This window comes from Yersinia nurmii (assembly GCF_001112925.1).
In the GTDB taxonomy this organism is placed as follows: domain Bacteria; phylum Pseudomonadota; class Gammaproteobacteria; order Enterobacterales; family Enterobacteriaceae; genus Yersinia; species Yersinia nurmii.
In genome coordinates this window covers 41,214-65,250 of record NZ_CPYD01000006.1, presented here as the reverse complement: position 1 = coordinate 65,250, position 24,037 = coordinate 41,214, and the positions used below count along the sequence as shown (strand labels likewise).

Below are 24,037 nucleotides of genomic sequence, written 5' to 3'. Positions count from 1 at the left end.
CCTGTGTCTTTAGCCTTTTAATACGGCTTTATATTATCGAAACAATAAGGGCAGTTTCCCATAGGAAACCGCCCTCAAAATGATTAATGCTTGATAATATAAAGATCTTTAACGTGCAAGTTGTCCAGCGGATCTTTACCGGTATATCCCCCCACGTAAGGTTTCACCAAACGGGCATTCACGTAGTAATACACTGGCACGATGGCAGAATCTTTATCCAACTGAGTTTCTGCCTGCTGATACAACGCCGCACGCTCTTCATCGGTTTTCACTTTCAGCGTATCGGAAATCAACTTATCAAAGGCCGGGCTCTTATAATGAACGGTATTGTTGCTACTGTTAGACAGCATCATATTCAGGAATGAAGAAGGCTCGTTGTAGTCGGCGCACCAACCGGCACGCGCCACGTCGAAATTGCCCTGATGACGCGTATCCAGGAAGGTTTTCCATTCCTGATTTTCCAGCTTCACGTCCACACCCAGATTTTTCTTCCAGATAGACGCAGCGGCGATAGCCAGTTTTTTATGCAGATCGGAAGTGTTATACAACAGGTTGAATGTCAGCGGTTTATCTTTGGTATAACCGGCTTCGGCCAACAATTTTTTCGCTTCTTCATTACGTTTTTCTTGTGTCCAGCTCGCCCACTCGGGTTGCTTCAGATTGGCACCGCTGGTATATGGCGGCGTGAAACCAAAGGCTGGCAGATCGCCCTGATTCTTCACCTTATTAACGATAACGTCACGATCCATACCTAATTTCAATGCTTCACGTACGCGAACATCTGTAAATGGCGCTTTAGCATTATTGATTTCGTAGTAATAAGTACAAAGATAAGGATCTACATGTACTTGATCGGGAATCTCTTTCTTCAGCTTCTGGAATAACTCGATCGGCATGTTGTTATAGGTCATGTCGATTTCGCCGGTGCGATAACGGTTAACGTCAGTCACTTCTGAAGAAATTGGCAGATAAGTAACCTGATTGATAACGGTTTTATCGTTATCCCAATAGGTTGGGCTACGTTCCAGAACGATGCGTTCGTTCACCACCCAGTCTTTCAGTTTATAAGCGCCGTTGCCAACGAAGTTTTTCGGTTGAGTCCATTTGTCGCCAAACTTCTCAACGACGGCTTTATTCACTGGAGACATAGACGGGTGCGCCAGCAATTTGGCCAGATAAGGCACCGGCTCGCTTAAAGTGACTTCCAGCGTATGGTCATCCAGCGCTTTTACACCCAGCGTGTCTGCCGGTTTCTTACCGGTAATAATGTCATCAATATTAGCGATATGCGCATATTGCACATAGCTTTCGTAAGGGGAAGCCGTTTTTGGGTCGGCCAATCGTTGCCAGCTATAAACGAAGTCTTGAGCAGTGACAGGGTCACCATTTGACCATTTAGCATCTTTACGCAGATGGAAAGTCCAGACCTTAAAATCTTTGTTATCCCAGCTTTCTGCCACACCCGGAACAATGTCACCGTTTGGCGAGTTGATCACTACGCCTTCCAGCAGGTCACGGGACAGGTTTGACTCAGGCACGCCTTCAATTTTGTGCGGGTCCAAAGACTGAGGCTCAGAGCCGTTATTACGGACTAAAACCTGCTTTTCTGCCAATTGAACGCCGGCCGGAACGTCTGCGGCAAAACTGCTGCTGACGGACGCTATACCCAAAGCGGCGATGATACCTGCGGCCAGGAGACTTTTCTTTGTGATGTTGGTCATACTTATCTTAACTCCAGTTTTTTATTATTGCGTTATCCAGTGACTGAATACGCCTCGCCTTTTAAAAGGCATTTTTTTATTTACCCCTATGGAGGAACGAATCCATAGGAAGTAAGACCCACATGTATTAACACCGCGCTGACGCTGCGTCATACATCCCTATTTCACTGCCATCATTGTTTTTACTACGATATGTCTGACTCTGCTAGAGTTTACGGATATACAAATTCTTTATATCAGTTGCGTCCTGCGGATCTTTCCCGCTAAAACCACCAACTGTTGGCCGAATAAGTCGGGCGCTGACCCGGTAATACACCGGAACCATCACCGAATCTTTATCCAGCAAATTTTCTGCCTGCTGGTATAGCGCGGCCCGCGCTTTTTCATCCGACACCGTCAGCGTTTTAGCCAAAATAGCGTCAAATTCAGGACTTTTATAGAAAAAGGTATTATTGCTACCGTCGGATAACAGCATATTCAGGAAGGCACTAGGCTCATTATAATCCGCGCACCAAGTGGCTCGAGCCACGTCAAATTGACCTTGATGGCGGCTTTCAAGCGAAGTTTTCCATTCCTGATTCTGCAAAGTAACTTTGGCGCCCAGATTCTTTTGCCACATAGACGCGGCGGCAATTGCCTGCTGTTTATTCTGATCCGATGTGTTGTAGAGCAAATTGAACTTCAGCGGATTTTTATCGTTATATCCCGCCTCGGCCAATAGTTGTTTTGCCACCTGATTACGTTTCTCTTGCGACCAGCCCGCCCATTCCGGCAATGTGAAATTCGCCCCTTCCATAAAAGTTGGCGTAAATCCGTAAGCTGGGATCTGCCCTTGTCCCATAATCTTATTGGCGATCACATCACGATCCAGCGTCAATTTAATGGCGGTTCTAACGCGCGCATCGGTAAACGGCGCTTTTCCATTATTAATTTCATAATAGAAAGTACATAGATAAGGGCTAACGTGAACTTCTTTTGGCAGGTCTTGCTTCATTTTGGCGAATAAAGTTGGCGGGATAGCACCGCTGGTAATATCTATTTCACCGCTACGATAACGGTTGATATCACTCACTTCAGAAGCAATTGGCAGGAACGTCGCCTGATCAATCACCGTCGCGTTGTTATTCCAATAGGTAGGATTACGTTCAATAACAATGCGTTCGTTGACCACCCAATCTTTCAGATTGTATGCACCATTGCCGACATAGTTTCCCGGCAAAGTCCATTTATCGCCAAACTTTTCCACCATAGCCCGATTCACTGGCTTCATTGAAGTATGCGATAACATACTGACAAAATACGGCACAGGTTTGTTTAACGTGACCTGTAGCGTTTTGGCATCCAATGCCTTAACGCCTAAAGTGTCTGGCGTTTTCGTGCCGTTTAAAATATCGTCAACGTTTTCAATTTGAGCGTACTGCAAATAACTGGCGTAAGGCGACCCTATTTTGGGATCGGCAAGGCGCTGCCAACTATACACAAAATCTTCTGCAGTCACAGGTGAGCCATCATTCCAAACCGCGCCATCACGGAGATGGAAAGTCCAAACCTTAAAATCTTTATTTTCCCAATGAGTCGCAACTGCGGGAATAATATGGCCATCGGCGTCATTACTCACCAGACCTTCCAGCAAATTTAAAATCACATTGCTTTCCGCGACGCCTTCGACTTTATGAGGATCGAGCGAGGCAACTTCTGCACCGTTATTAATAGTGATGGATTGAGTTGCGGCTAATTCAACACCAGCAGGAACGGTTGCGGCACCGACCATACAAGGAAACGATAAACTCAGAATAGTGCTAAGTAGCGTTAATGGCTTACGCTTCAACTTTATCTGCATGTCCAATAGTCCTTTTGCCAAATTTATGATGTTTTTTTCAATGGTTAGGGTCAGTCTGGAGCCAAGACCACGCTGCACTACTCATTTCCTTGCAATATCCATGCTCATTTTTTGCAGAGAACACAGAAAAATCTCATTGGAAAGTTGTTCGAAAGCTAACAGAAGCAGAAAATCTACGCCAATAATTTTTACAGAAATGTTAAGCAATTCTCTTTTCTTGCGTTGAGTGAGTAATCGTCCATAGTATTAACCCCACGCAATGAATTGCACAACAATTTGATTTAATTATATTAATTTAGGGGAAAGGGAAGCATTGAACTAATGAAATTTCGCGCACCCCACAAAAAGAAACATAAAATTAACATTTATACCATTCCCAGAATAAACATCTGGATATGCCGTCTTAATCACTAATAACATCTAGATAAATTCCACACAAGCATTACAGAATCATGTGAGCAAATTAACAACAAATGACGGACTTATTTTAATCAAACAGCACTGATGCAGGTACATAAACACAGATAAATAAGCGATAAGTCAGTTTAAAGGCAGGAGAGCTCTATTTACGCCACATTAAAGTGCATCTGGTTAAAATCAATGCACTATTTGCACCAAATTAATGCAGCGGAATAGCTTTTGAGCAAAGACTGGGAGTTTGAAAAACCGGATAAGTTAGAAATAAAACAAAAAATGAAAGCGAGAGGTAGGAAACCGGCCAGCCGAGGATATAGGTCAGCCAGCCGGTATCATCGCGAGATTATATTAAAGCAAGCCGGGGAAGCTGGCCTTTAAACCGGTAACAATAAACTCGATACCTAATGCCATAAGCAGCAAACCCATGATTCGAGTGATAACGTTAATACCGGTCTGCCCTAACAGGCGTACCAACAGAGGCGCCGCGCGGAATAATAACCAGCAACAGAAGGCAAATAAGGCGATAGCAAGAGTTAAACCGAGCAAATTTGGCCAACTGTGATAGCGGGAACTCCAGACAATAGTCGAACTGATCGCCCCAGGCCCTGCCATTAATGGTAAAGCCAAGGGCACTACGCCAATACTTTCCCGCACTGCCGTTTCGGTTTTTTCCTGCTTATTCTGCTTATCCTCGCCCAGTTTGCCGCTGATCATCGACATTGCAATGCTTACTACCAGAATGCCGCCGGCGATGCGGAAGGAATCGATAGAAATACCAAATATTTTCAGGATGGCATCCCCAAGGAATAGCGCTATCCACAAAATAATGGCGACCGAAAGATTCGCCGTCAGGTTTGTCTTATTGCGCCCCGCTTCTGCCTGGTAACTCGTCATACTAATGAATACAGGCAATATTCCTACCGGGTTAACCAGCGCAAACAAGCCAACAAAAAACTTGATGTAACCTGACAGGTCCAACAGTGATTGACTCACACCCACTCCGCACGATCGCTAATATAAAAAGTACCTCGGAGCAATAACCTTCAATTAGCGGTTAATGTCCGTCGATTAACGCCTCCCCAGCCAGTTTTTGCTCAGGTGACGGCGCGACTACAAGCTACTACAGAAGAAATCAGCCGCTGAGAGCCATTCAGACAGTTATTTTGGCTACCTGAATGGCATAACGCACAGCCTTCATCTATATGCGCGCTAATGTAATAGAATTACTTTGGGGAATCTATGGATTAGAGCAGCATTTTAATACGCAATAAGTTTACTCAGGGAATAGACGACCAAGTGTTAATAAAGTGTATCTTTTCTGCTGTTTTAACGTCATAAAATGTCGCTTTAATGGTTTTAATGCTTTTAATTCTCAATTCAACACTGCTGAAAGGTGTCAGCTTGGTGTTTTTGTGATTTAAATCACGAAATCTATACCTAAGAATAGTTAAGCTCTGTCATAGGAAAAGAGGTAGAGAGCGTGGAAGGGTCAGTTGTGGTTAGCTTCAAATCCGCATCCCGACAAAAATAAAGAAAGCTCTTTCAGTAAATCAGCGGTAGTAATGGTTGAGTAGAATGCGAAAAGTCTTCCTATTCGACGATGCAGCACGGGATAGCCTGACTATACTAGTTGCTTCAACTGCTTATTTACTAAAAGAGTTTAACATTATCAGGAGAGCATTATGGCTGTAACGAATGTCGCTGAACTTAACGAGCTAGTAGCACGCGTCAAGAAAGCCCAGCGCGAGTATGCCAACTTTACTCAAGAGCAAGTTGATAAAATCTTCCGCGCTGCCGCCTTGGCTGCTGCTGATGCCCGTATCCCTTTGGCTAAACTGGCCGTAGCGGAATCTGGTATGGGTATTGTCGAAGATAAGGTGATTAAAAACCACTTCGCATCTGAGTATATCTATAACGCTTACAAAGATGAAAAAACCTGCGGTATCTTGGGTGAAGACAAAACTTTCGGCACCATCACTATTGCAGAACCTATCGGTTTAATCTGCGGTATCGTGCCGACAACCAACCCAACTTCAACGGCTATTTTCAAAGCATTAATCAGCCTGAAAACCCGTAACGGTATCATTTTTTCTCCGCATCCTCGTGCTAAAGACGCAACCAATAAAGCTGCTGATATCGTGCTGCAAGCCGCTATCGCTGCAGGTGCGCCAGCCGACATTATTGGTTGGATTGATGCTCCTACCGTTGAATTATCGAACCAGCTGATGCACCACCCAGATATCAACCTGATTCTGGCAACCGGTGGCCCAGGCATGGTTAAAGCGGCCTACAGCTCTGGTAAACCCGCTATCGGCGTAGGCGCAGGTAACACTCCAGTTGTGGTTGATGAAACTGCAGATATCAAACGCGTTGTAGCCTCTATTCTGATGTCTAAAACCTTTGATAACGGCGTCATTTGCGCATCTGAACAATCGATTATCGTCGTTGATTCCGTATACGACGCGGTGCGTGAGCGTTTTTCTTCCCACGGCGGCTACCTGCTACAAGGTAAAGAACTGAAAGCCGTTCAGGACATCATCCTCAAAAACGGTGGCCTGAATGCAGCTATCGTCGGTCAGCCAGCAACTAAAATTGCTGAAATGGCCGGCATTAAGGTTCCGGGCAACACCAAGATTCTGATCGGTGAAGTCAAAGTTGTGGACGAATCTGAGCCATTTGCTCATGAAAAATTGTCCCCGACGCTGGCGATGTATCGTGCGAAGAGCTTCGAAGACGCAGTCGAAAAAGCGGAAAAACTGGTTGAAATGGGCGGGATTGGTCACACCTCTTGCCTGTACACCGACCAGGATAACCAGACTGCTCGCGTGAAATACTTCGGCGATAAAATGAAGACTGCCCGTATTCTGATTAACACCCCTGCCTCACAAGGTGGTATCGGTGACCTGTACAACTTCAAACTGGCACCGTCTCTGACGCTGGGTTGTGGTTCATGGGGTGGTAACTCCATCTCTGAAAACGTCGGTCCGAAACACTTGATCAACAAGAAAACTGTGGCTAAGCGAGCAGAAAACATGTTGTGGCATAAACTACCGAAATCTATTTACTTCCGCCGTGGCTCTCTGCCAATCGCGCTGGAAGAAGTGGCAACTGACGGTGCAAAACGTGCCTTCATCGTGACTGACCGCTACCTGTTCAACAACGGCTACGCTGACCAAATCACCAGCGTGCTGAAATCTCACGGTATCGAAACCGAAGTCTTCTTCGAAGTTGAAGCTGACCCAACGTTGAGCATCGTGCGTAAAGGTGCCGAGCAGATGAACTCCTTCAAACCAGACGTGATCATCGCGCTGGGTGGTGGTTCACCGATGGATGCGGCCAAAATCATGTGGGTCATGTACGAACATCCGGAAACTCACTTCGAAGAACTGGCGCTGCGCTTTATGGATATCCGTAAACGTATCTACAAGTTCCCGAAAATGGGTGTGAAAGCGAAAATGATCGCCGTCACCACCACTTCCGGTACTGGTTCAGAAGTAACACCGTTTGCGGTAGTTACCGACGATGCTACTGGCCAGAAATATCCATTGGCGGACTACGCATTGACTCCAGATATGGCTATTGTTGATGCCAACCTGGTTATGAATATGCCTAAATCCCTGTGCGCCTTCGGTGGGCTGGACGCGGTCACTCATGCCTTGGAAGCCTATGTCTCTGTACTGGCTAACGAATACTCCGACGGTCAGGCGCTGCAAGCGTTGAAATTGTTGAAAGAATTCCTACCAACCAGCTACAAAGAAGGGGCGAAAAACCCGGTTGCACGTGAGCGTGTACACAACGCAGCGACTATCGCCGGTATCGCGTTTGCTAACGCCTTCCTGGGTGTCTGTCACTCAATGGCCCACAAACTGGGTTCTGAGTTCCACATCCCACACGGTCTGGCTAACGCCATGTTGATCTCTAACGTTATTCGTTATAACGCGAACGACAACCCGACTAAGCAAACGGCCTTCAGCCAATACGACCGCCCACAGGCACGTCGTCGTTACGCTGAAATCGCTGACCACTTGGGTCTGACTGCCGTTGGCGACCGTACCGCACAGAAAATCGCGAAACTGTTGGCTTGGTTGGATGAAATCAAAGCCGAACTGGGTATTCCGACTTCTATCCGCGAAGCGGGCGTTCAGGAAGCTGACTTCCTGGCGAAGGTCGACAAACTGTCTGAAGATGCTTTCGATGACCAGTGCACCGGTGCTAACCCACGTTACCCACTGATCTCTGAGCTGAAACAGATTCTGATGGACACTTATTACGGTCGCGAATACGTCGAAGAATTCGAACGTGAAGAAGCTGCGGCAAAAGAAGTGGCTAAAGCAGAAAAAAAGACCAAGAAGTAATAATTTGACTGCACTGCTCACCTAACGGTGGGTAATCAGCAAACTGTCTAACCCCTCAATCGGCAAATCTGGTTGGGGGGTTTTCTTTTGCAGCAACATTGTCAGGTTCTACCCGTTGCGCCCCCGTCATCGAAACGCATAATGAATATCGGCCCGACCATAATTATCTGCCGCGATGCCTATTATTTATCGACTGAGGTACATAGATTAACGAACGTATCTGTCTGCGCCATTGAGTTTAGGTTTGAACGACATCAACAGACTGCTAGTACGAGGAAAGACAAAAAGGTAAGTTACCCCACGGCGAAAAAAAACAGCGGCCATGGGGGTTCTAGAGGATTAAATATCGCCCTGCCCAGCTAACGGCGAGCAGGCCGCACTGATTGCTTCTTTATAATGCCGGCGACAAACGGAAACATAGCTTTCGTTACCACCAATCACGACTTGCTCACCGTCATGCACCGCTCTGCCCTGCGCATCTAATCGCAGCACCATATTGGCTTTACGGCCACAGTGACAAATGGTTTTTAATTCCACCAATTTATCAGCCCAGGCCAGCAAATATTTGCTGCCGGTAAATAACTCGCCGAGGAAATCAGTGCGCAGGCCGTAGCAAAGTACCGGAATATGATATTCATCGACAACGTGACAAAGCTGCTTAACCTGCTCTTTGGTCAAGAACTGGCACTCATCCAGCAACACGCAGTGCACCGGCTTATCATGGTGCTCTGCTTCTATAATGACCGCCAATTGGGTTTCATTGTTATAAAGCTGAGCCTGAGAGGTCAGGCCAATACGTGAACTGACTTTGCCAACGCCGAAACGGTTATCAATCTCTGCCGTGAAAACCAGTGTGCGCATACCACGCTCTTGATAGTTATAGGAGGATTGAAGTAATGCGGTGGACTTCCCTGCATTCATTGCAGAATAATAAAAATAAAGCTGAGCCATGGGCCCGTAACTCCACTGGTATAATAAACGCACAAATTAATGATATCCCATAGTGTAACACAAACTTTATGCGCAAGCTGACAAGGGATGCAGCGGGTTATTAAGTTTAATAAATTGAGTAATGGTATGAACGCATTCCGACTTCTTTTACCTAAACTGATTTAAGAACCCATACGATGCTATTTTTTGATTGAGTTCACAGTAATCATCTCGGTTAAAGATTTCGCCCGAACATTGAGCAGCACTAAAGGGAGTAAAAACCCAAAAAACATCGAATTCAACAACAGCCCAATTTACTCATTAATCCGATGCATCATGGCAGCGATAGAAATTAACATTAAATATCTAACAGACATATTTATTAGTGTCGCTGCAGCTTTATCCGGTTAAAGGTATCCTTGGCCAAGTCAATTTTCTCATCTATATCCACATTTTTTCCAATGGTTGTAAACGAGCATACACAATCAACAACGCTCTATTTTTTGCTTTATTGATATAAAGCATACTTATAACTTAGTGAGAAAATCATGTTCCAAAATTGCAACTTTTACCCACATATCGAGAATTTGTCTTAGAACTGTGCAAAGTAATTGCCCGAACTCATCACTTATTACTAACGGCAGACAACTTTCAGCTTTTAAAAAGAGTAAATTCCAGTAAGCTAATCAAATTGGCTATTGCAGAAATTAAAATAGCACTCTATTATTATCCAGACGCCCCCCTAACATTATAATTGAGACCAGGACAATGAGCGAAGCGTTAAAAATTCTAAACAACATCCGTACTCTACGTGCTCAAGCGCGCGAATGTAGCCTTGAAACATTGGAAGAAATGCTTGAGAAGTTGACCGTAGTTGTTAATGAGCGTTCTGAAGAAGAAAGTCAGGCTAAAGCTGAGATCGAAGAACGTACGCGTAAACTGCTGCAATATCGTGAAATGCTTATTGCAGACGGTATTGACCCGCAAGACCTGCTGTCCGCTGCTCCTGCTACTAAATCAGCAGGCAAAGCTAAACGTGCAGCTCGCCCGGCTAAATACCAATATACTGATGAAAATGGCGAACTGAAAACGTGGACAGGCCAAGGCCGTACTCCAGCTGTGATTAAGAAAGCTATCGAAGAACAAGGTAAATCGCTGGACGATTTCCTACTGTAATAGTATTTACTATTACCTGAGAAATACCCTCTTCTTATGTTGAGGGTATTTTTTATTGGGCTTTAAAAACGATCCTTAACCCAGAAGAATTTCCAATTTCTCACCATTCATTACACTTCTCTATAAATTACTCTCCGTTATCATTTTCATAGCAAATCCATAAGAATACTCTGCTAATCTATAACAATATTAATAGTTAGTTTTAAATTCCAGGTAAACTGCCGCCATAGTTTTACCAACGTTAGATTTATTCAAAAAAGGATTAACGGTTTTAACGCGGATGGAAAAATCAGAAGATGCAGCAGTATGCTGTTGTAAAACATACTACTGCTTAGAATGTTCTTAGTTAGCGCGAGTTAGCATGATTAACCGATGTTCCACGACCGATGGCATAATAAATAAAGCCCCGGCTATTTAAGCGCTCCGGGTCGTACAAATTACGCCCATCAAAAATAACCGCCTCTTTCAATCTGGATTTGATAACGTCAAAATCTGGCGCTCGGAAGTTTTGCCACTCAGTACAAATAACCAACGCATCTGCCCCCTGAAGCGCGGCTTCTTTAGTTCCCATTAATCTCAAGTCGTCACGTGAACCATAAATTCGCTGAGTTTCGTCCATAGCTTCAGGATCATAAGCCTGAATAATAGCACCTGCCTCCCACAGCGACTCCAGCAAAACCCGACTTGGCGCTTCACGCATATCATCGGTATTAGGTTTAAATGCCAGTCCCCATAGCGCAAAAGTTTTTCCCGCCAGGTTATCGCCATAGTGTTTTTTAATAAACTGAGTCAGTTTGGATTTTTGCTGGATGTTGACTTGCTCTACTGCTTGTAACAGTTTTGGTTGATAACCAATATTCTCAGCTGTACTAATTAATGCTTGAACGTCTTTTGGGAAACAGGAGCCACCGTAGCCGCAGCCTGAATATATAAAGTGATAGCCAATACGCGAATCTGACCCAATACCCTGCCGTACTTTTTCTACATCTGCGCCTAATAGTTCAGCCAGATTTGCAATCTCATTCATAAAACTGATTTTTGTCGCCAACATACAGTTAGCCGCATACTTCGTCAGTTCCGCACTACGCACATCCATTACCAGCATACGGTCGTGATTGCGATTAAATGGCTCATACAACTCACTTATAAGTGGAATCACGTCATTATTATCAGTACCTATGACAATACGCTCAGGGCGCTTACAGTCGGATACCGCCGCCCCTTCTTTCAAAAATTCCGGGTTGGATATCACGTCAAAGTCGATCTCAATATCTCTCTGACGTAGAACTGCAGCCATGGCACTTCGGACTTTATCGGCAGTACCTACCGGAACCGTGGATTTATCAATTATAACTTTGGGTTCCTGCATATATTTAGCGATAGTTTCTGAAACCTGAATCACATATTGCAAATCTGCCGCACCATTTTCATCTGGCGGAGTACCAACAGCAATAAATTGGATCGCACTGTGATGCACACCAGCTTTCGCATCCGTAGAGAAATGCAGACGACCAGCCTCAACGTTTTCTTTTACCAAAGTAGACAGCCCAGGCTCAAAAATTGACAGATGCCCTTTTTGCAAGTCTTCTACCTTGCGTGCATCGACATCAATACAAAGTACATCATGCCCAACCTCGGCAAATACTGCAGCTTGAACCAATCCGACGTAGCCAATACCAAAAATGGTTACTTTCATTATATTTACCCTAACCGTTTAAATCGAAAACCAATTGTTAGCCACGAAACATTCGATCATCTTTAGCCATCGAATGTTTAATAAATAAGCCAGAGCATACCGCTACATGTATTGCGCTAATGACGCATTGCCGAAACGATACAAACCGTTTGCAGCGGCGATTCACCGAACTCTCGGACCACTAGTGTAAAAGGTAGATGAATAAAAACCTTGGTACGTTAGTGGCTACTGCTGGCAGCAGCACACAATTGCACAGTCTGTATGAATGCTTTATCAACCATCGTTAACATTTTCAGATTCAATATCGGCGATTAATCCGGTGTTGCCTGATTAGTTTTCGATTTTCAATAACCTAAGCCACCGCGAAGCGCATGACTATTTCCGCATGCTGGCAGCCATTAAGCGTAGTTTAAGAGAGAAGCATTAACGTAACCTTAAGACCCAGTAATGGAAGTGTAGTAAACAACGGATAAAACGATGGATATAAGCTGACTTATATTTACAGCTCAGACATTTTTTCATTGGTTCAAAAAATAGGCGAAGCACTCGACTTAAATAAAGGGCGGGAAATAAACCGGTGGGAATAAGGGATAACGAAGGGTAAATAACCTTAATGAATATTATTCGGCAGAAAGCATAAGCCTTAATTGACTGCCCCCTCCCCATACTTGACACTGCCAAGCCTCGCAGCGCTGACTGATTTGATTTAAATGAGCGGTTCTCAACGTTCCCAACGGCACGCCATTACTCAGCTGTATATGGTTTTTACCCGCGCTGACGTTAGCATGCAACCCGGCGGAAACCAGAATCAAGTTTTTGTATTCGGTATTGTAATATCCTACCAACAGGGGGAATTGCCCTTCGAGATGGGTTCGTCTTAAGAGTTGATTAACCTGGTTAAGCAATGCAGACATTTGCGGTAAACGCTGATGGCGACCAGCTAAATGTTCTTGCAAGATACCGTTGAATAAAACCCGCAGTAATAATGCCGCCAGAACACCATTATCACCGGCTCGAGTGACATCAAGACAATAAAAAGCCAAATCGCTATCAGAAAGTGCTGCAATATCCAAAACCAATCCCGGTTGATCAACACCGGTTAGCTGACGGTAATTCACGCGGCAATGAGCAATAATTTGTTGCGCAGGCGGTTGTAACTGATGCAGTAACTGCGCGGCTTCAAATGGATTTTTCTTCAGCGCATCCCAGTCTTGAATAAGTTCAGTTTCCTCAATCGCCGGAGAGCTAAACAATGTCGGATACAGGCAAGTCAATACCGTTTCTCGCAGGCGGTGTAAATCGTCAATAGGTTTGAGTAAAACATCTTTTACACCCAAACGTAGAACCTGAGCGACATCCGTCATTTTGTCTGTGGCTGAGATAACCAGAACCGGAGTTTTAATCCCCCGAACCAGCAGTTGCTCAACCAGTTCAATCCCCCCCATTTCTGGCATAGCCAAATCGCAGAGAATCAAGTCTGGCATACTGCTTTCCAACAAGCTCAATGCTTCAAGACCGTTCGATGCCTGTAATATCGAAGCCCCTAGGTTGCTCAGATAATTATTCAGTACCGTGCGAAAGACCATTTCATCTTCAACAATCAAAATGTTCTTACCTGTAAACGGTTTGTCCATGCAATGTTATCTCTTAGCTATCGTTGTGCTAATAGTGGCTCAAAAAGGTGACTTGTGCTTGCCAGAAGTGGCCATGACGTCAATTTTTATTTCCATTCTGTGTTTTTCCTCTTTTTTTAGCTAAAAGTACTAATTGCTCAAGTTTGCGCTCAACCGCCAATTCACCGGCTGCAATTGCTTCATCTGCCCGATGAAAATCTAAAGTAGATATCTGTGGGCAATAAGGCTGAATCAGCACATCAGGTGGGTCTCCGGCCATACGGTTACGTTTCAGCCGGTTTTCTAACACCTGGATAGAGGTAGACATAATTTCCATCGCGCTCGGAGGCGTATCTGACCGTTTGGGTGCAAGATAGGCAATGCGTTCACGTAGGCGGCTTCGCCAGTTTTGTGGTATATCGGAGGGGGTTTCCTCTGTTGGCATACTGATAGACAGCTGATCTTGCTGCATAAGATGTGCGTCGTGCTGTAAGTCAACGGCAATGACCACATCAGCTCCCATTGCCCTAGTCAATGAAACTGGAACCGGATTCACCACCGCACCATCCACCAGCCAGTAGCCGTCAAGCAAAACGGGGGAGAACAATCCCGGCATGCTACAGGATGCACGAATGGCCTGATGGACATTGCCTTCAGTAAGCCATAACTCCCTGCCAGTACTCAGGTTGGTTGCTACCGCCCCAAAAGGAATGGTGCATTGGCTTATGTCATCGATAGAAAGAAGTTCGCCCACCGCATTGAATACACGTTCACCACGCAGTAACCCCCCCCTTCGCCATGAAAAATCCATCAGTTTGATCACATCCCAATAGCTGAAGGATCTGACCCAACGCTCCAGCTCTGGCATGTGCTGGGTCGCCTGTGCCGCGCCGACTAGTGCGCCAACCGAACAACCGGCGATAATATCAATTTCCACATCCAGTTTTTTCAGCGCATTGATCACACCAATGTGCGCCCATCCTTTTGCTGCACCTGCGCCAAGAGCTAAACCTACCTTTATTTGTCGCATTATCCACTCGCATGTGTTTCGGTTTATCTCACTCGAATCCGGTTCCCATTACGCAACCATCGTCAGCTATGCTCAAAACGATTAACAGCGTCTATTTGGTTATACTGCCCGCATGACTTAGCATCATGCACGCTTTCATTAGTTCTAATTTCATTAATTATCATTAGTGAGATACCGCTAACCTCCTTGTTAATCATCACTCTGCCATCTGACTCATCAAATTAACCAAATGAATTATCGAGCAATTTATAACCCTGATTATCATCGAATCATCAAATTCTAATCGCTGAATTACAGCATCATAAGTGAACTACCCAATCCTTGGCTGTAAGCAATCGTGACTAATCTTCCATTTTGCACGGAGTCTCACAGAGAAAGTTAAGCGTATTGCAACAGAGAACAATTGCTACGAGGCACCCCGATAACCTGCCAGTTTAATGAGACGGCCATGTTTATATGGAGCACTATCTGAGGAAGGAATCATACTTGGGGGAATTTGGGGATGAGGCACAAAGTAAAGATGAAGAATACTATCGGAATAGATAGGATAATACTCACTTTCAGCGAGTAAAGTTAAATGATACCCAGACCTCATTAGACTTGGGCGAATACGCCAGAAAATGGTTAGGCGTTTAATGTGCCGAAAGAGATGTTCATACTTTTCAATATATTAATGATTTTATTGATTAATTTCATGTTTTTTATCTTCAAGTTTCGCTATTACAATGTGATTAAAATCGCAGAACGCAAGGTACATTAAAATGAAACGTTGGTCATTTTTTGTGATTGACATCACAATAAAAACCGATGACTACGCGATTCCCATTTTAAGTCCAGCCTTTGAACCTCTGGGGGTGATTAGGTAAGATATACAGCTGAAACCTTTCAAATTAGACCGATCTGCACAATTTAAGAATTCCTGTGCACATCTTGAAATATTGCGTCAGGCAGCCGTTATTACACAACGTTGCCACAACGAGATTGCACTACGCGAATTTAATTATGTTATCAGGAGATATTTTGACAGAGTCTTGCCCCTGCGGAAGCCGTATAAATTACGAGCTATGCTGCGAACCCTATATTCTCGGCGCTAAAGTAGTAGCTACGCCTGGTATTCTGATGCGTTCGCGTTACAGCGCTTATGTCAAAGAAGACGTCAATTATTTGGTCGGTACTTGGCATCCCGATTGCCATGCAGAAGAATGGCGTGACAATATCGTAAAGGGTTTTGTAGGCACGCAATGGTTGGGTTTAACCGTTACAGAAGAAACGGCTGGCTCCCATCCAGATGAGGGATTTGTCGAGTTTGTTGCCCGATTTAAAGAAGACAATAGCGATGCCATTTTGATGTTGCATGAACGTTCGCGCTTCCTTCGTTTAAATGAACGCTGGTACTATATTGACGGAATACGCCCTCAGGTCGGCAGGAACGACAGTTGTCCTTGCGGTTCAGGCAAAAAATATAAGAAATGCTGCGGGTGATTTACGTCTAAACGTGCCTAATCTGGCTGCATCGAATTAAAACACAACATCAAAGATATCTCAGACAGGATTTACCAACTTATGCCACATCAGAATGTACAAAGAAAAGTATTACGCACTATTTGTCCTGACGCCAAAGGATTAATCGCCAAGATCACCAATATTTGTTACAAGCATCAGCTTAATATTGTTCAAAATAATGAGTTTGTAGATCATCTGACCGGGCGCTTCTTTATGCGCACCGAGCTTGAAGGGATCTTTAACGATACAACGTTGCTCGCCGATTTGGATGATGCTCTACCCGAAGGCACCAGCCGCGAGCTGCATACCGCAGGACGCAGACGCATTGTTATCATGGTCACCAAAGAAGCTCATTGCCTTGGCGACCTGTTGATGAAAAGCGCTTATGGTGGACTGGATGTAGAAATCGCCGCCGTCATTGGCAACCATGACTCATTGCGACACTTGGTCGAGCGGTTTGATATCCCCTTCCATCTGGTTAGCCATGAAGGGTTAACTCGGGATCAGCACGATCAGCAGCTGATTGCTCAGATCGACCAATACCAACCAGATTATGTGGTTCTGGCCAAATATATGCGAGTGTTAACTCCTGCCTTTGTTCAGCGCTACCCGTACCAAATTATCAATATCCATCATTCATTCCTGCCAGCCTTTATTGGGGCCCGTCCTTATCATCAGGCTTATGAACGCGGCGTGAAAATTATTGGGGCAACGGCTCACTATGTAAATGACAGTCTGGATGAAGGCCCAATTATCATGCAGGACGTTATCCACGTCGATCATTCATATACCGCTGAAGATATGATGCGCGCTGGCCGCGATGTTGAGAAAAACGTACTGAGCCGCGCACTTTATCGTGTTTTAGCGCAGCGCGTTTTTGTTTACGGTAACCGCACGGTTATTTTGTAACTGCACAATAAATCGTTAGTTTTTGTTTGAAGAAACACCTTCAAGAGCAAAAAAACGGCAAACAAATCTTTTTTTTCAAATCAAGTCTTTACAGTGGCGCTTCATTTGATATGATGCGCCCCGCTTACCGAGACAACGTCTCTAAGCAGTTAGGCCAGTGGTGGGGTTCCCGAGCGGCCAAAGGGAGCAGACTGTAAATCTGCCGTCATCGACTTCGAAGGTTCGAATCCTTCCCCCACCACCATTTTAAACTGACTTATCAAGTTGTTCGGAATATTGAATAGCCAAGTGCAGTAATTAAGATGAAGAGTAAAATCATTTAAAAATACCGGCCAGGTATTTAACCAGAAATAAAAACCACGAATTCTGTGGTGGGGTTCCCGAGCGGCCAAAGGGAGCAGACTGTAAATCTGCCGTCATCGACTTCGAAGGTTCGAATCCTTCCCCCACCACCATCTCTCTTATCTCTCTTATCTCTCTTATCTCTCTTATCTCTCCAAGATATTATCCTTCATCACGAAACCACCCTTAGATATGATTGGGGGAAAGTAATAACTTTCGACAAGATTTAATCGATCAACGCGAAACAACATCGCACAGCGACAGCCCACAGGCTGAAGAATGAAATGACGCTCCGCTAACCACTTGTATCTTCCTTTCAAGAAATCACCATTCGTTATCTGGCAGACCTTAGCCCTCCAAGAAGAAGTTAAGATGAACAGCATTCCAATTTAAAGGCTGGACACGATGCGCTCAGTAATATACCCGTCAATTTAAACGGAGATCGCACTATAGATTTTTTATTTCGGTTCAAAATCAAAAATGTGCTTCACCCTGTTGCGTTTCGCTAAGCCACGCCCTATTTACGCCACCCTGCGACCAGTTTGTCCTCTCTATCTCCTTTGCTGGTTTCTGTAACGTGATCTATCGCTAAACCGTCGATAAGTGCCATTGTGAACAACCCAACGCGATAAATACCCGTCACTCATTCAATGGCGATGCTTTATCAACATGGAATACATGTCGCTTATCAGCACGAAAGTGGCGTCAGATGAGCTACATCCCTATTGACTCAAAAGTAATGTTTGTCAGCATGCCAACCACGATAAGAGAAATATAAATATTTCTCTCTCTCTGAGTCTGATATAGATAAATAATCAATGCCAACAAACATGACAAACTACCAGACTGTTTACCTCTGTGCGTTAATTTATACTTATCAGTTTATTGCCTTTACAAAGTCTATTAACCCATTGAGCACACTGGAATGCGATCTGGACTTGTAAAAGTAGAACTTATGATCGCCGAAGTGATCTTTAAGGTTAACGAAACCTAATTTATTACAAACAGCAAAACTATCGATAATCGAGTCAGTAATACAAACATAATTACCAGAATTGATAAAGCTAAGGCAACAATTTAAATTATCTACCTGTCTGATGCTAACTTTGTTCACAGACTTCTTCACCTCTTCTTCCAACGATTTTATAAATTCGCTCTTGTATAGTATTGGATTACATAGCCAGGTATTGCTGCGTAATAAGTTGATAATATCTGAATTTTCACCAATAATTTCCTTTCGGGCATAAACACCTAAGCCTGTATCACAAGTTTCTTTAATGAGAGAAAATCTATCGCAAAGAATTTTCTCAGAAGAGATAATTAAGCTATTTCCGTCAAAGTCACAAATATCATCAATCATTTCATAGCAAAATCTAATAATACTTGCATGTATATTGTTCTTCTCTGCCACCTCCCATATTTTTGTTAAACTATCCACCTTCCCCCAATCGTAATAAATATTCACTGCATTAGAAACATGCCCCGTAAGATGTTTACTGGTTATTTCCTTATCTTGCTGATGAAGATCCTTTAGATCATTGTAAAGTACTTCTCCATCATGCGTTAGGCTCATACCAAATTTTTCTCTTTTGAACAGTTTCTTTCCTATAATACTTTCAAAGTCTTTAATTGATTTGGCTACAGGTGGCGTAGTGCGATTCATCACTCGCGCCGCTTTACTTAAAGAGCCGTATTCCACAACCGCCATAAATGCCTCTAGTTTTCTGGATAAAAACATAGTTCACCATCCTTTATTCAACCATTGATTATTAAAAATGCTACCGGTTCCCCGGACAAATTTTCTTTCACCACAACTTAACTTTTTCAACTTCATTTTATTTAAATAAAATCACTAAAAACAACAGGTTAAATCAAAAACAAGAACAGTAAACACGTATTGTACAAGTGGCTAATAAAATGACATTTATGTATTTGAAGTACGGTTAAGATCATAATATTCATCAGTTATGCATGAATTGGTTTTAAATATATATATAGTTTATGTTCTATAATTTTTAACAAAACTCGATACTTAATTCCATGTTTATTAACTAATAATTTTTATTCGTTCATGAATGAAAATTAATCGTGCTTTAATTTTATTTATTTACATATGATCATTCATCATAAATATAGCGGGGTTAATCTTAAGAAATAAATGTTAACCACCATCAAGTATGCAAGCTATTTTCACACCTGTAGCATGGCTATTTATTTTACAATTTGGCAGACTGGCTTTCTCAGATTGTTTAATCTATCGTCTAGCGTCACTGAAAATATAGCCATATTGAATTAACCGACGTGAACAATCCCACTGAAGCCGATTTAAATGAATCGCCTTGATTATTTTTCATATTACAATGGTATTCATCCACAAAAACACTTAAAGCATTAGCCACTACAGCTAAATTTAAAATTCTTCTAAGAAGCGAAATTTAACTAAAATAAAAATTCTGGAATTAGAGATTGAAAACACTTCAAAATAACAACAAACCTATTTATTACCCATGGTGCCACTCCCTTTACTATATCAGCATAATAAATGACACATTCATATCCTTGTGATTATTAAATAATTATCATTATTAAAACATTAACATCTTGCTTTTCCATTTGTTTCACCCGATTTATTCATCGACAACGCAATAGCATTACACTCGGCAAGCGTGAGATGCTGGAATTATATTTCACCTCTGCCGTAAATTCTCTGCAAAATGAAATTCTGAGTTTATAATTTAACGACAAGATATTTAACTTACTTTAAAATATAGATATCATAATATAAGTTAATTTGTCCTTCGTTTCGCCTTCCCCCCTCATAGTAATTAATTTCTCTATATTGTTAATAAGATAACCTAACATTAGTATAAATCGCCGAATGTAAATTTATAGCGTAGGGCCAGCCTATAGACTCAGCGACATCCCCACTTCATTACATTTTTATCGGATATCTGCTACTATTCACGCACATTTTTATCAGGAAACGACGCTGGCTATGAAATTTGTCTCTTTTAATATCAATGGGCTACGTGCCCGCCCTCATCAATTAGCGGCGATCATCGAACAACATCAGCCGGACGTTATTGGGCTACAAGAAACCAAAGTTCACGATGATATGTTCCCTCTTGAAGAAGTTAGCCAACATGGTTATCACGTCTTTTATCATGGCCAAAAAGGCCATTATGGCGTTGCTCTGCTCACCAAACAGCAACCGCTGGCAGTGCGTCGTGGTTTCCCAACCGATGAAGATGATGCCCAGCGCCGGATTATCATGGCCGATTTGGAAACGCCACAGGGTGTTTTAACCGTCATTAACGGTTATTTCCCACAGGGCGAAAGCCGTGACCATCCAACTAAATTCCCAGCTAAAGCGCGTTTCTATCAGGATCTACAAAGCTATTTGGAAAAAGAATTAAGCCCGGAGGCGCAGGTTTTAATCATGGGCGATATCAATATTAGCCCAACGGATTTAGATATCGGCATCGGTGAAGACAACCGTAAGCGCTGGTTGCGCACCGGAAAATGTTCGTTCTTGCCGGAAGAGCGGGAATGGTTAGCCCGTTTGCAGAATTGGGGACTGGTCGATACTTTCCGCGCCGCCAACCCTGATTGTACTGATCGTTACTCATGGTTCGATTATCGCTCTCGCGGCTTTGATGAAAACCGCGGGCTGCGCATTGATGTTGTGCTAGCGACTAAACCACTTGCAGACCGCTGCATTTCTACCGGTATTGATTACGAGATCCGCAGTATGGAAAAACCGTCCGATCACGCCCCGATCTGGTCTGAGTTTTCTCTATAAATATTTTCCCCGTTGCGACGCGGGGGAATGTCCCAATTTTTATACGCCGAATTGCTCCTCTGAGAGATTATATTCATGAAAATTATCGATGTGGTTGCCGCTATCATTCAGCATCAGGACAAAATCCTGCTGGCTCAGCGAGATGAAAACAGCGACCAAGGCGGTTTTTGGGAGTTTCCCGGAGGAAAGATCGAGCCAGGTGAAAGCCAGCCGCAGGCGTTACGACGTGAATTAGCAGAAGAATTGGAAATTGACGCAAAAATTTCCGGTTACATTGCCAGCCACCAGCGAGATTTACCCGATCGCAGAATTTGTTTACATGCCTGGCACGTAGAGACATTTTACGGAGAACCGCAGATGCATTGTCATTCGGCGTTAATTTGGGTCACTCCGGAGCAAGCACGACATTATCCGTTGGCTCCGGCGGATATTCCTTTACTGGAAGCCTTTATCAGCCAACGGACAACCAAATAGGTTAACGAGGAAGTCGTTTCCAAATCAGTGGATTGGTTCCAGTGACGTTGGGATCCCGCACACACTGTAATACCTCGCCTTCTACCCGCAAAACTGCCCCTTCCGAGTAATTCTGATTTTGATAAACGCAACAGCGGGTACAGTTATTATTATTGGTTCCGCGCGTACCGGCGTTATTCCACATATCCGGAGGCAAAGGCACCACCACATCCACGTTATTTCCCACACTCGGGCGGTTTGCCCAGGTCGTGCTGTTGAATAAAACGCTCAACGCGAGGCACCCCATCACTATGGCTTTTTTCATGATTTACTCTCCTTTGCCTTCACGCTGGTTTTTTTACGTTTTTTAGCCGGAACGGCCGGCGCAGCCGGTAAACCACGAAACGCCTGGGGCGTCCGGTTCTGCTTTGCCTGATAAATTAGATTTTGCAGCGTTACCACTAATGGTTGCATAAAATCCTGATAGCGGCAGTTTTTCTCACTGATTTGCGTCAAAGTCGACTCCCAGTGTGCCGTCATATCGGGCCGGGCGGCAATATCCGGCAACGCATGGATCAACGCCCTCCCCGCAGGGCTGGCATGGATGTAACGCCCTTTTTTAAACAGGAAAGTGCGTTTAAATAACAGTTCAATGATGCCCGCGCGAGTCGCTTCTGTCCCTAAACCATCGGTCGCGCGCAGGACTTTTTTCAGTTCCTTATCCTGCACAAACCGCGCTATGCCCGTCATGGCAGACAATAAACTTGCATCGGTAAAAGGCCGCGGCGGTTGCGTTTGTCGCTCTACCACTTCCCCCTTTTCACACAGCAATTCGTCCCCTTGAGCGACCACCGGTAGCGGTGAACCTTCGTTTTCCTCGTCTCGTTCTTTGCTGCCCAGCAGCGTACGCCAGCCAGCCTCGGCCAGAAAACGGGCTTTGGCGATAAATTTCCCTCCGGCAATATCCAGTTCAATCACGCATTTGCGAAACATCGCGTCGGGACAAAATTGCATCAGATACTGAGTCGCGACCAAGGTATAGACCTTGGCTTCATCCTGCGTCAATGCAACCTTACTGGAACGTGCGGTAGGAATAATCGCATGGTGCGCGTCCACTTTCTTATCGTCCCAGCAGCGATTACGGCGGTCGCTATCCATCACCGCTGGCGACTGTAGATCAGGTAAATGCACGCTGATTGCATTCAACACCGAATGGCGACCGGCAAAATGCTCTTCCGGTAGATAACGGCTATCCGACCGAGGGTAAGTAATCAGTTTGTGGGTTTCGTATAAACGCTGACACACATCCAGCACCTGTTGAGCGCTAAGGCCAAAGCGCTTGGCGGCCTCAATTTGCAGCGTAGACAGGGAGAACGGTAAAGGTGCGGTTTCTGATTCCCGTTTATCATTATAGGAAGTCACCCGCGCTGGCTGGCCAGTGATCCGGTTGACGACGTGCTCCGCTAAGGGGCGGTGCAGTAAGCGACCTTCTTCATCCTGATAGGATTCGCAGGAGTCGCTTGGCTGCCACAGGGCAACAAAGCGCTCATCGGCCGGTGTGACGATATGAGCCTTAACCTCAAAGAAATCCTTGGGCACAAAGTCTTCAATTTCTTCGTCACGCCTTACTACCAGCCCCAGCACCGGGGTTTGTACCCGACCAACGGACAACACGCCATCATAACCCGCATTACGCCCAAGAATGGTATAGGCACGCGTCATATTGATGCCGTATAGCCAATCGGCCCGTGAGCGCGCCAGAGCGGAAACGCACAGCGGAATAAACTCTTTGTTATCGCGCAGACGAGAAACAGCCCGCTCTACCGCCTGCGGGTTAAGGTCATTTATCAGGCAGCGCCGCACATTCTGACGTTTTTCCGCCGCTAATCCCAGATAATCCAACACCTCATCGACCAAAAGCTGCCCTTCGCGATCCGGGTCACCGGCGTGGACGACTTCATCTGCCTGCTGTAACAACTGTTTGATAACGTTAAGCTGTTTGCTTACCGAAGGTCGCGGTTTCAATTGCCACTTTTCAGGAATAATCGGCAGATCGGCCAATGACCATCGGGCATAGCGACTATCGTAGGCATCCGGCTGCGCCTGTTCGAGCAAATGCCCGACGCACCAAGTGACAACGTGTTGATTACCGCAGGCAATAAAGCCGTCCCCCCGCTTATGGGGTTTCGGTAAGATATCAGCAATAGCGCGGGCCAGACTGGGTTTTTCGGCAATAAACAGTTGCATTAT

Annotated in this window: 16 protein-coding genes and 2 tRNA genes; 8 read left to right on the top strand and 10 right to left on the bottom strand. The window is 44.5% G+C overall.

From position 1 onward, the window contains the following. Positions 1-83: 83 nt before the first annotated feature. The 3 genes from oppA to AD970_RS09320 all read right to left on the bottom strand — a co-directional run bounded on the left by oppA (position 84) and on the right by AD970_RS09320 (position 4,971). Positions 84-1,721 carry an oligopeptide ABC transporter substrate-binding protein OppA gene (oppA, locus tag AD970_RS09330; RefSeq protein ID WP_049598203.1) on the bottom strand — a complete coding sequence of 546 codons (1,638 nt, stop codon included), beginning with the start codon at positions 1,719-1,721 and terminating at the stop codon, positions 84-86. 205 nt (positions 1,722-1,926) lie between these two features. Further along, positions 1,927-3,561, bottom strand: coding sequence for an ABC transporter substrate-binding protein (locus AD970_RS09325; RefSeq protein WP_049598397.1), 1,635 nt, complete (start codon positions 3,559-3,561; stop codon positions 1,927-1,929). Positions 3,562-4,326: 765 nt separating this feature from the next. Beyond that, positions 4,327-4,971, bottom strand: a complete 645-nt coding sequence (locus tag AD970_RS09320; protein ID WP_049598201.1) for a YchE family NAAT transporter — start codon at positions 4,969-4,971, stop codon at positions 4,327-4,329. A 689-nt stretch (positions 4,972-5,660) separates the two neighbouring features. Here AD970_RS09320 and adhE point away from each other — a divergent pair. After that, a complete protein-coding gene (adhE, locus tag AD970_RS09315) occupies positions 5,661-8,333 on the top strand; it encodes a bifunctional acetaldehyde-CoA/alcohol dehydrogenase (RefSeq protein WP_049598199.1) in 2,673 nt (890 codons plus the stop codon). A gap of 339 nt (positions 8,334-8,672) precedes the next feature. Here adhE and AD970_RS09310 read toward each other — a convergent pair whose 3' ends face one another. Beyond that, positions 8,673-9,284, bottom strand: a complete 612-nt coding sequence (locus AD970_RS09310; protein ID WP_049598197.1) for a thymidine kinase — start codon at positions 9,282-9,284, stop codon at positions 8,673-8,675. A 747-nt stretch (positions 9,285-10,031) separates the two neighbouring features. Between AD970_RS09310 and hns the strand changes: the two genes are divergently transcribed. After that, complete coding sequence (gene hns / locus AD970_RS09305; protein WP_049598196.1) at positions 10,032-10,439, top strand: histone-like nucleoid-structuring protein H-NS; 408 nt, start codon at positions 10,032-10,034, stop codon at positions 10,437-10,439. A 346-nt stretch (positions 10,440-10,785) separates the two neighbouring features. Here hns and AD970_RS09300 read toward each other — a convergent pair whose 3' ends face one another. From AD970_RS09300 to rssA, 3 genes are all read right to left on the bottom strand, one after another. Next, the gene (locus tag AD970_RS09300) at positions 10,786-12,135 is read right to left on the bottom strand and encodes a UDP-glucose dehydrogenase family protein (RefSeq protein ID WP_049598195.1); all 1,350 of its coding nucleotides are present in this window, start codon (positions 12,133-12,135) and stop codon (positions 10,786-10,788) included. Positions 12,136-12,755: 620 nt separating this feature from the next. After that, positions 12,756-13,769 (bottom strand): two-component system response regulator RssB, encoded by a 1,014-nt coding sequence (gene rssB, locus AD970_RS09295; protein WP_049598193.1) that lies wholly within the window; start codon positions 13,767-13,769, stop codon positions 12,756-12,758. A 79-nt stretch (positions 13,770-13,848) separates the two neighbouring features. Continuing rightward, entirely contained in the window at positions 13,849-14,778 is a 930-nt protein-coding gene (gene rssA / locus AD970_RS09290; RefSeq protein WP_049598191.1) for a patatin-like phospholipase RssA, read from the bottom strand. Between the two features lie 1,020 nt (positions 14,779-15,798). Between rssA and AD970_RS09285 the strand changes: the two genes are divergently transcribed. The 4 genes from AD970_RS09285 (at position 15,799) to AD970_RS09270 (ending at position 17,645) form a co-directional block, all read left to right on the top strand. After that, a complete protein-coding gene (locus tag AD970_RS09285; RefSeq protein ID WP_049598395.1) occupies positions 15,799-16,260 on the top strand; it encodes a YchJ family protein in 462 nt (153 codons plus the stop codon). An 81-nt stretch (positions 16,261-16,341) separates the two neighbouring features. Then, positions 16,342-17,190, top strand: a complete 849-nt coding sequence (gene purU / locus AD970_RS09280; RefSeq protein WP_049598190.1) for a formyltetrahydrofolate deformylase — start codon at positions 16,342-16,344, stop codon at positions 17,188-17,190. Between the two features lie 159 nt (positions 17,191-17,349). After that, a tRNA-Tyr gene (locus AD970_RS09275) sits at positions 17,350-17,434 on the top strand. Positions 17,435-17,560: 126 nt separating this feature from the next. Continuing rightward, positions 17,561-17,645 (top strand) — tRNA-Tyr (locus AD970_RS09270). 764 nt (positions 17,646-18,409) lie between these two features. On the opposite strand, the gene AD970_RS09265 is transcribed toward AD970_RS09270, so the two are convergent. Further along, positions 18,410-19,270 (bottom strand): LysR family transcriptional regulator, encoded by an 861-nt coding sequence (locus AD970_RS09265; RefSeq protein WP_049598188.1) that lies wholly within the window; start codon positions 19,268-19,270, stop codon positions 18,410-18,412. A 1,257-nt stretch (positions 19,271-20,527) separates the two neighbouring features. Here AD970_RS09265 and xthA point away from each other — a divergent pair. After that, positions 20,528-21,334 carry an exodeoxyribonuclease III gene (gene xthA, locus AD970_RS09260; RefSeq protein WP_049598185.1) on the top strand — a complete coding sequence of 269 codons (807 nt, stop codon included), beginning with the start codon at positions 20,528-20,530 and terminating at the stop codon, positions 21,332-21,334. 81 nt (positions 21,335-21,415) lie between these two features. Beyond that, positions 21,416-21,808, top strand: a complete 393-nt coding sequence (locus tag AD970_RS09255) for a pyrimidine (deoxy)nucleoside triphosphate diphosphatase (protein WP_049598394.1) — start codon at positions 21,416-21,418, stop codon at positions 21,806-21,808. 1 nt (position 21,809) lies between these two features. On the opposite strand, the gene AD970_RS09250 is transcribed toward AD970_RS09255, so the two are convergent. Both AD970_RS09250 and AD970_RS09245 read right to left on the bottom strand, forming a co-directional pair. Then, positions 21,810-22,112: a DUF1496 domain-containing protein gene (locus AD970_RS09250; protein WP_049598184.1), complete on the bottom strand. Its 303-nt coding sequence runs from the start codon at positions 22,110-22,112 to the stop codon at positions 21,810-21,812. After that, positions 22,109-24,034 carry a DNA topoisomerase III gene (locus AD970_RS09245; RefSeq protein ID WP_049598181.1) on the bottom strand — a complete coding sequence of 642 codons (1,926 nt, stop codon included), beginning with the start codon at positions 24,032-24,034 and terminating at the stop codon, positions 22,109-22,111. The genes AD970_RS09250 and AD970_RS09245 overlap by 4 nt, the downstream gene beginning before the upstream one ends. Between the last annotated feature and the right edge of the window lie 3 nt (positions 24,035-24,037).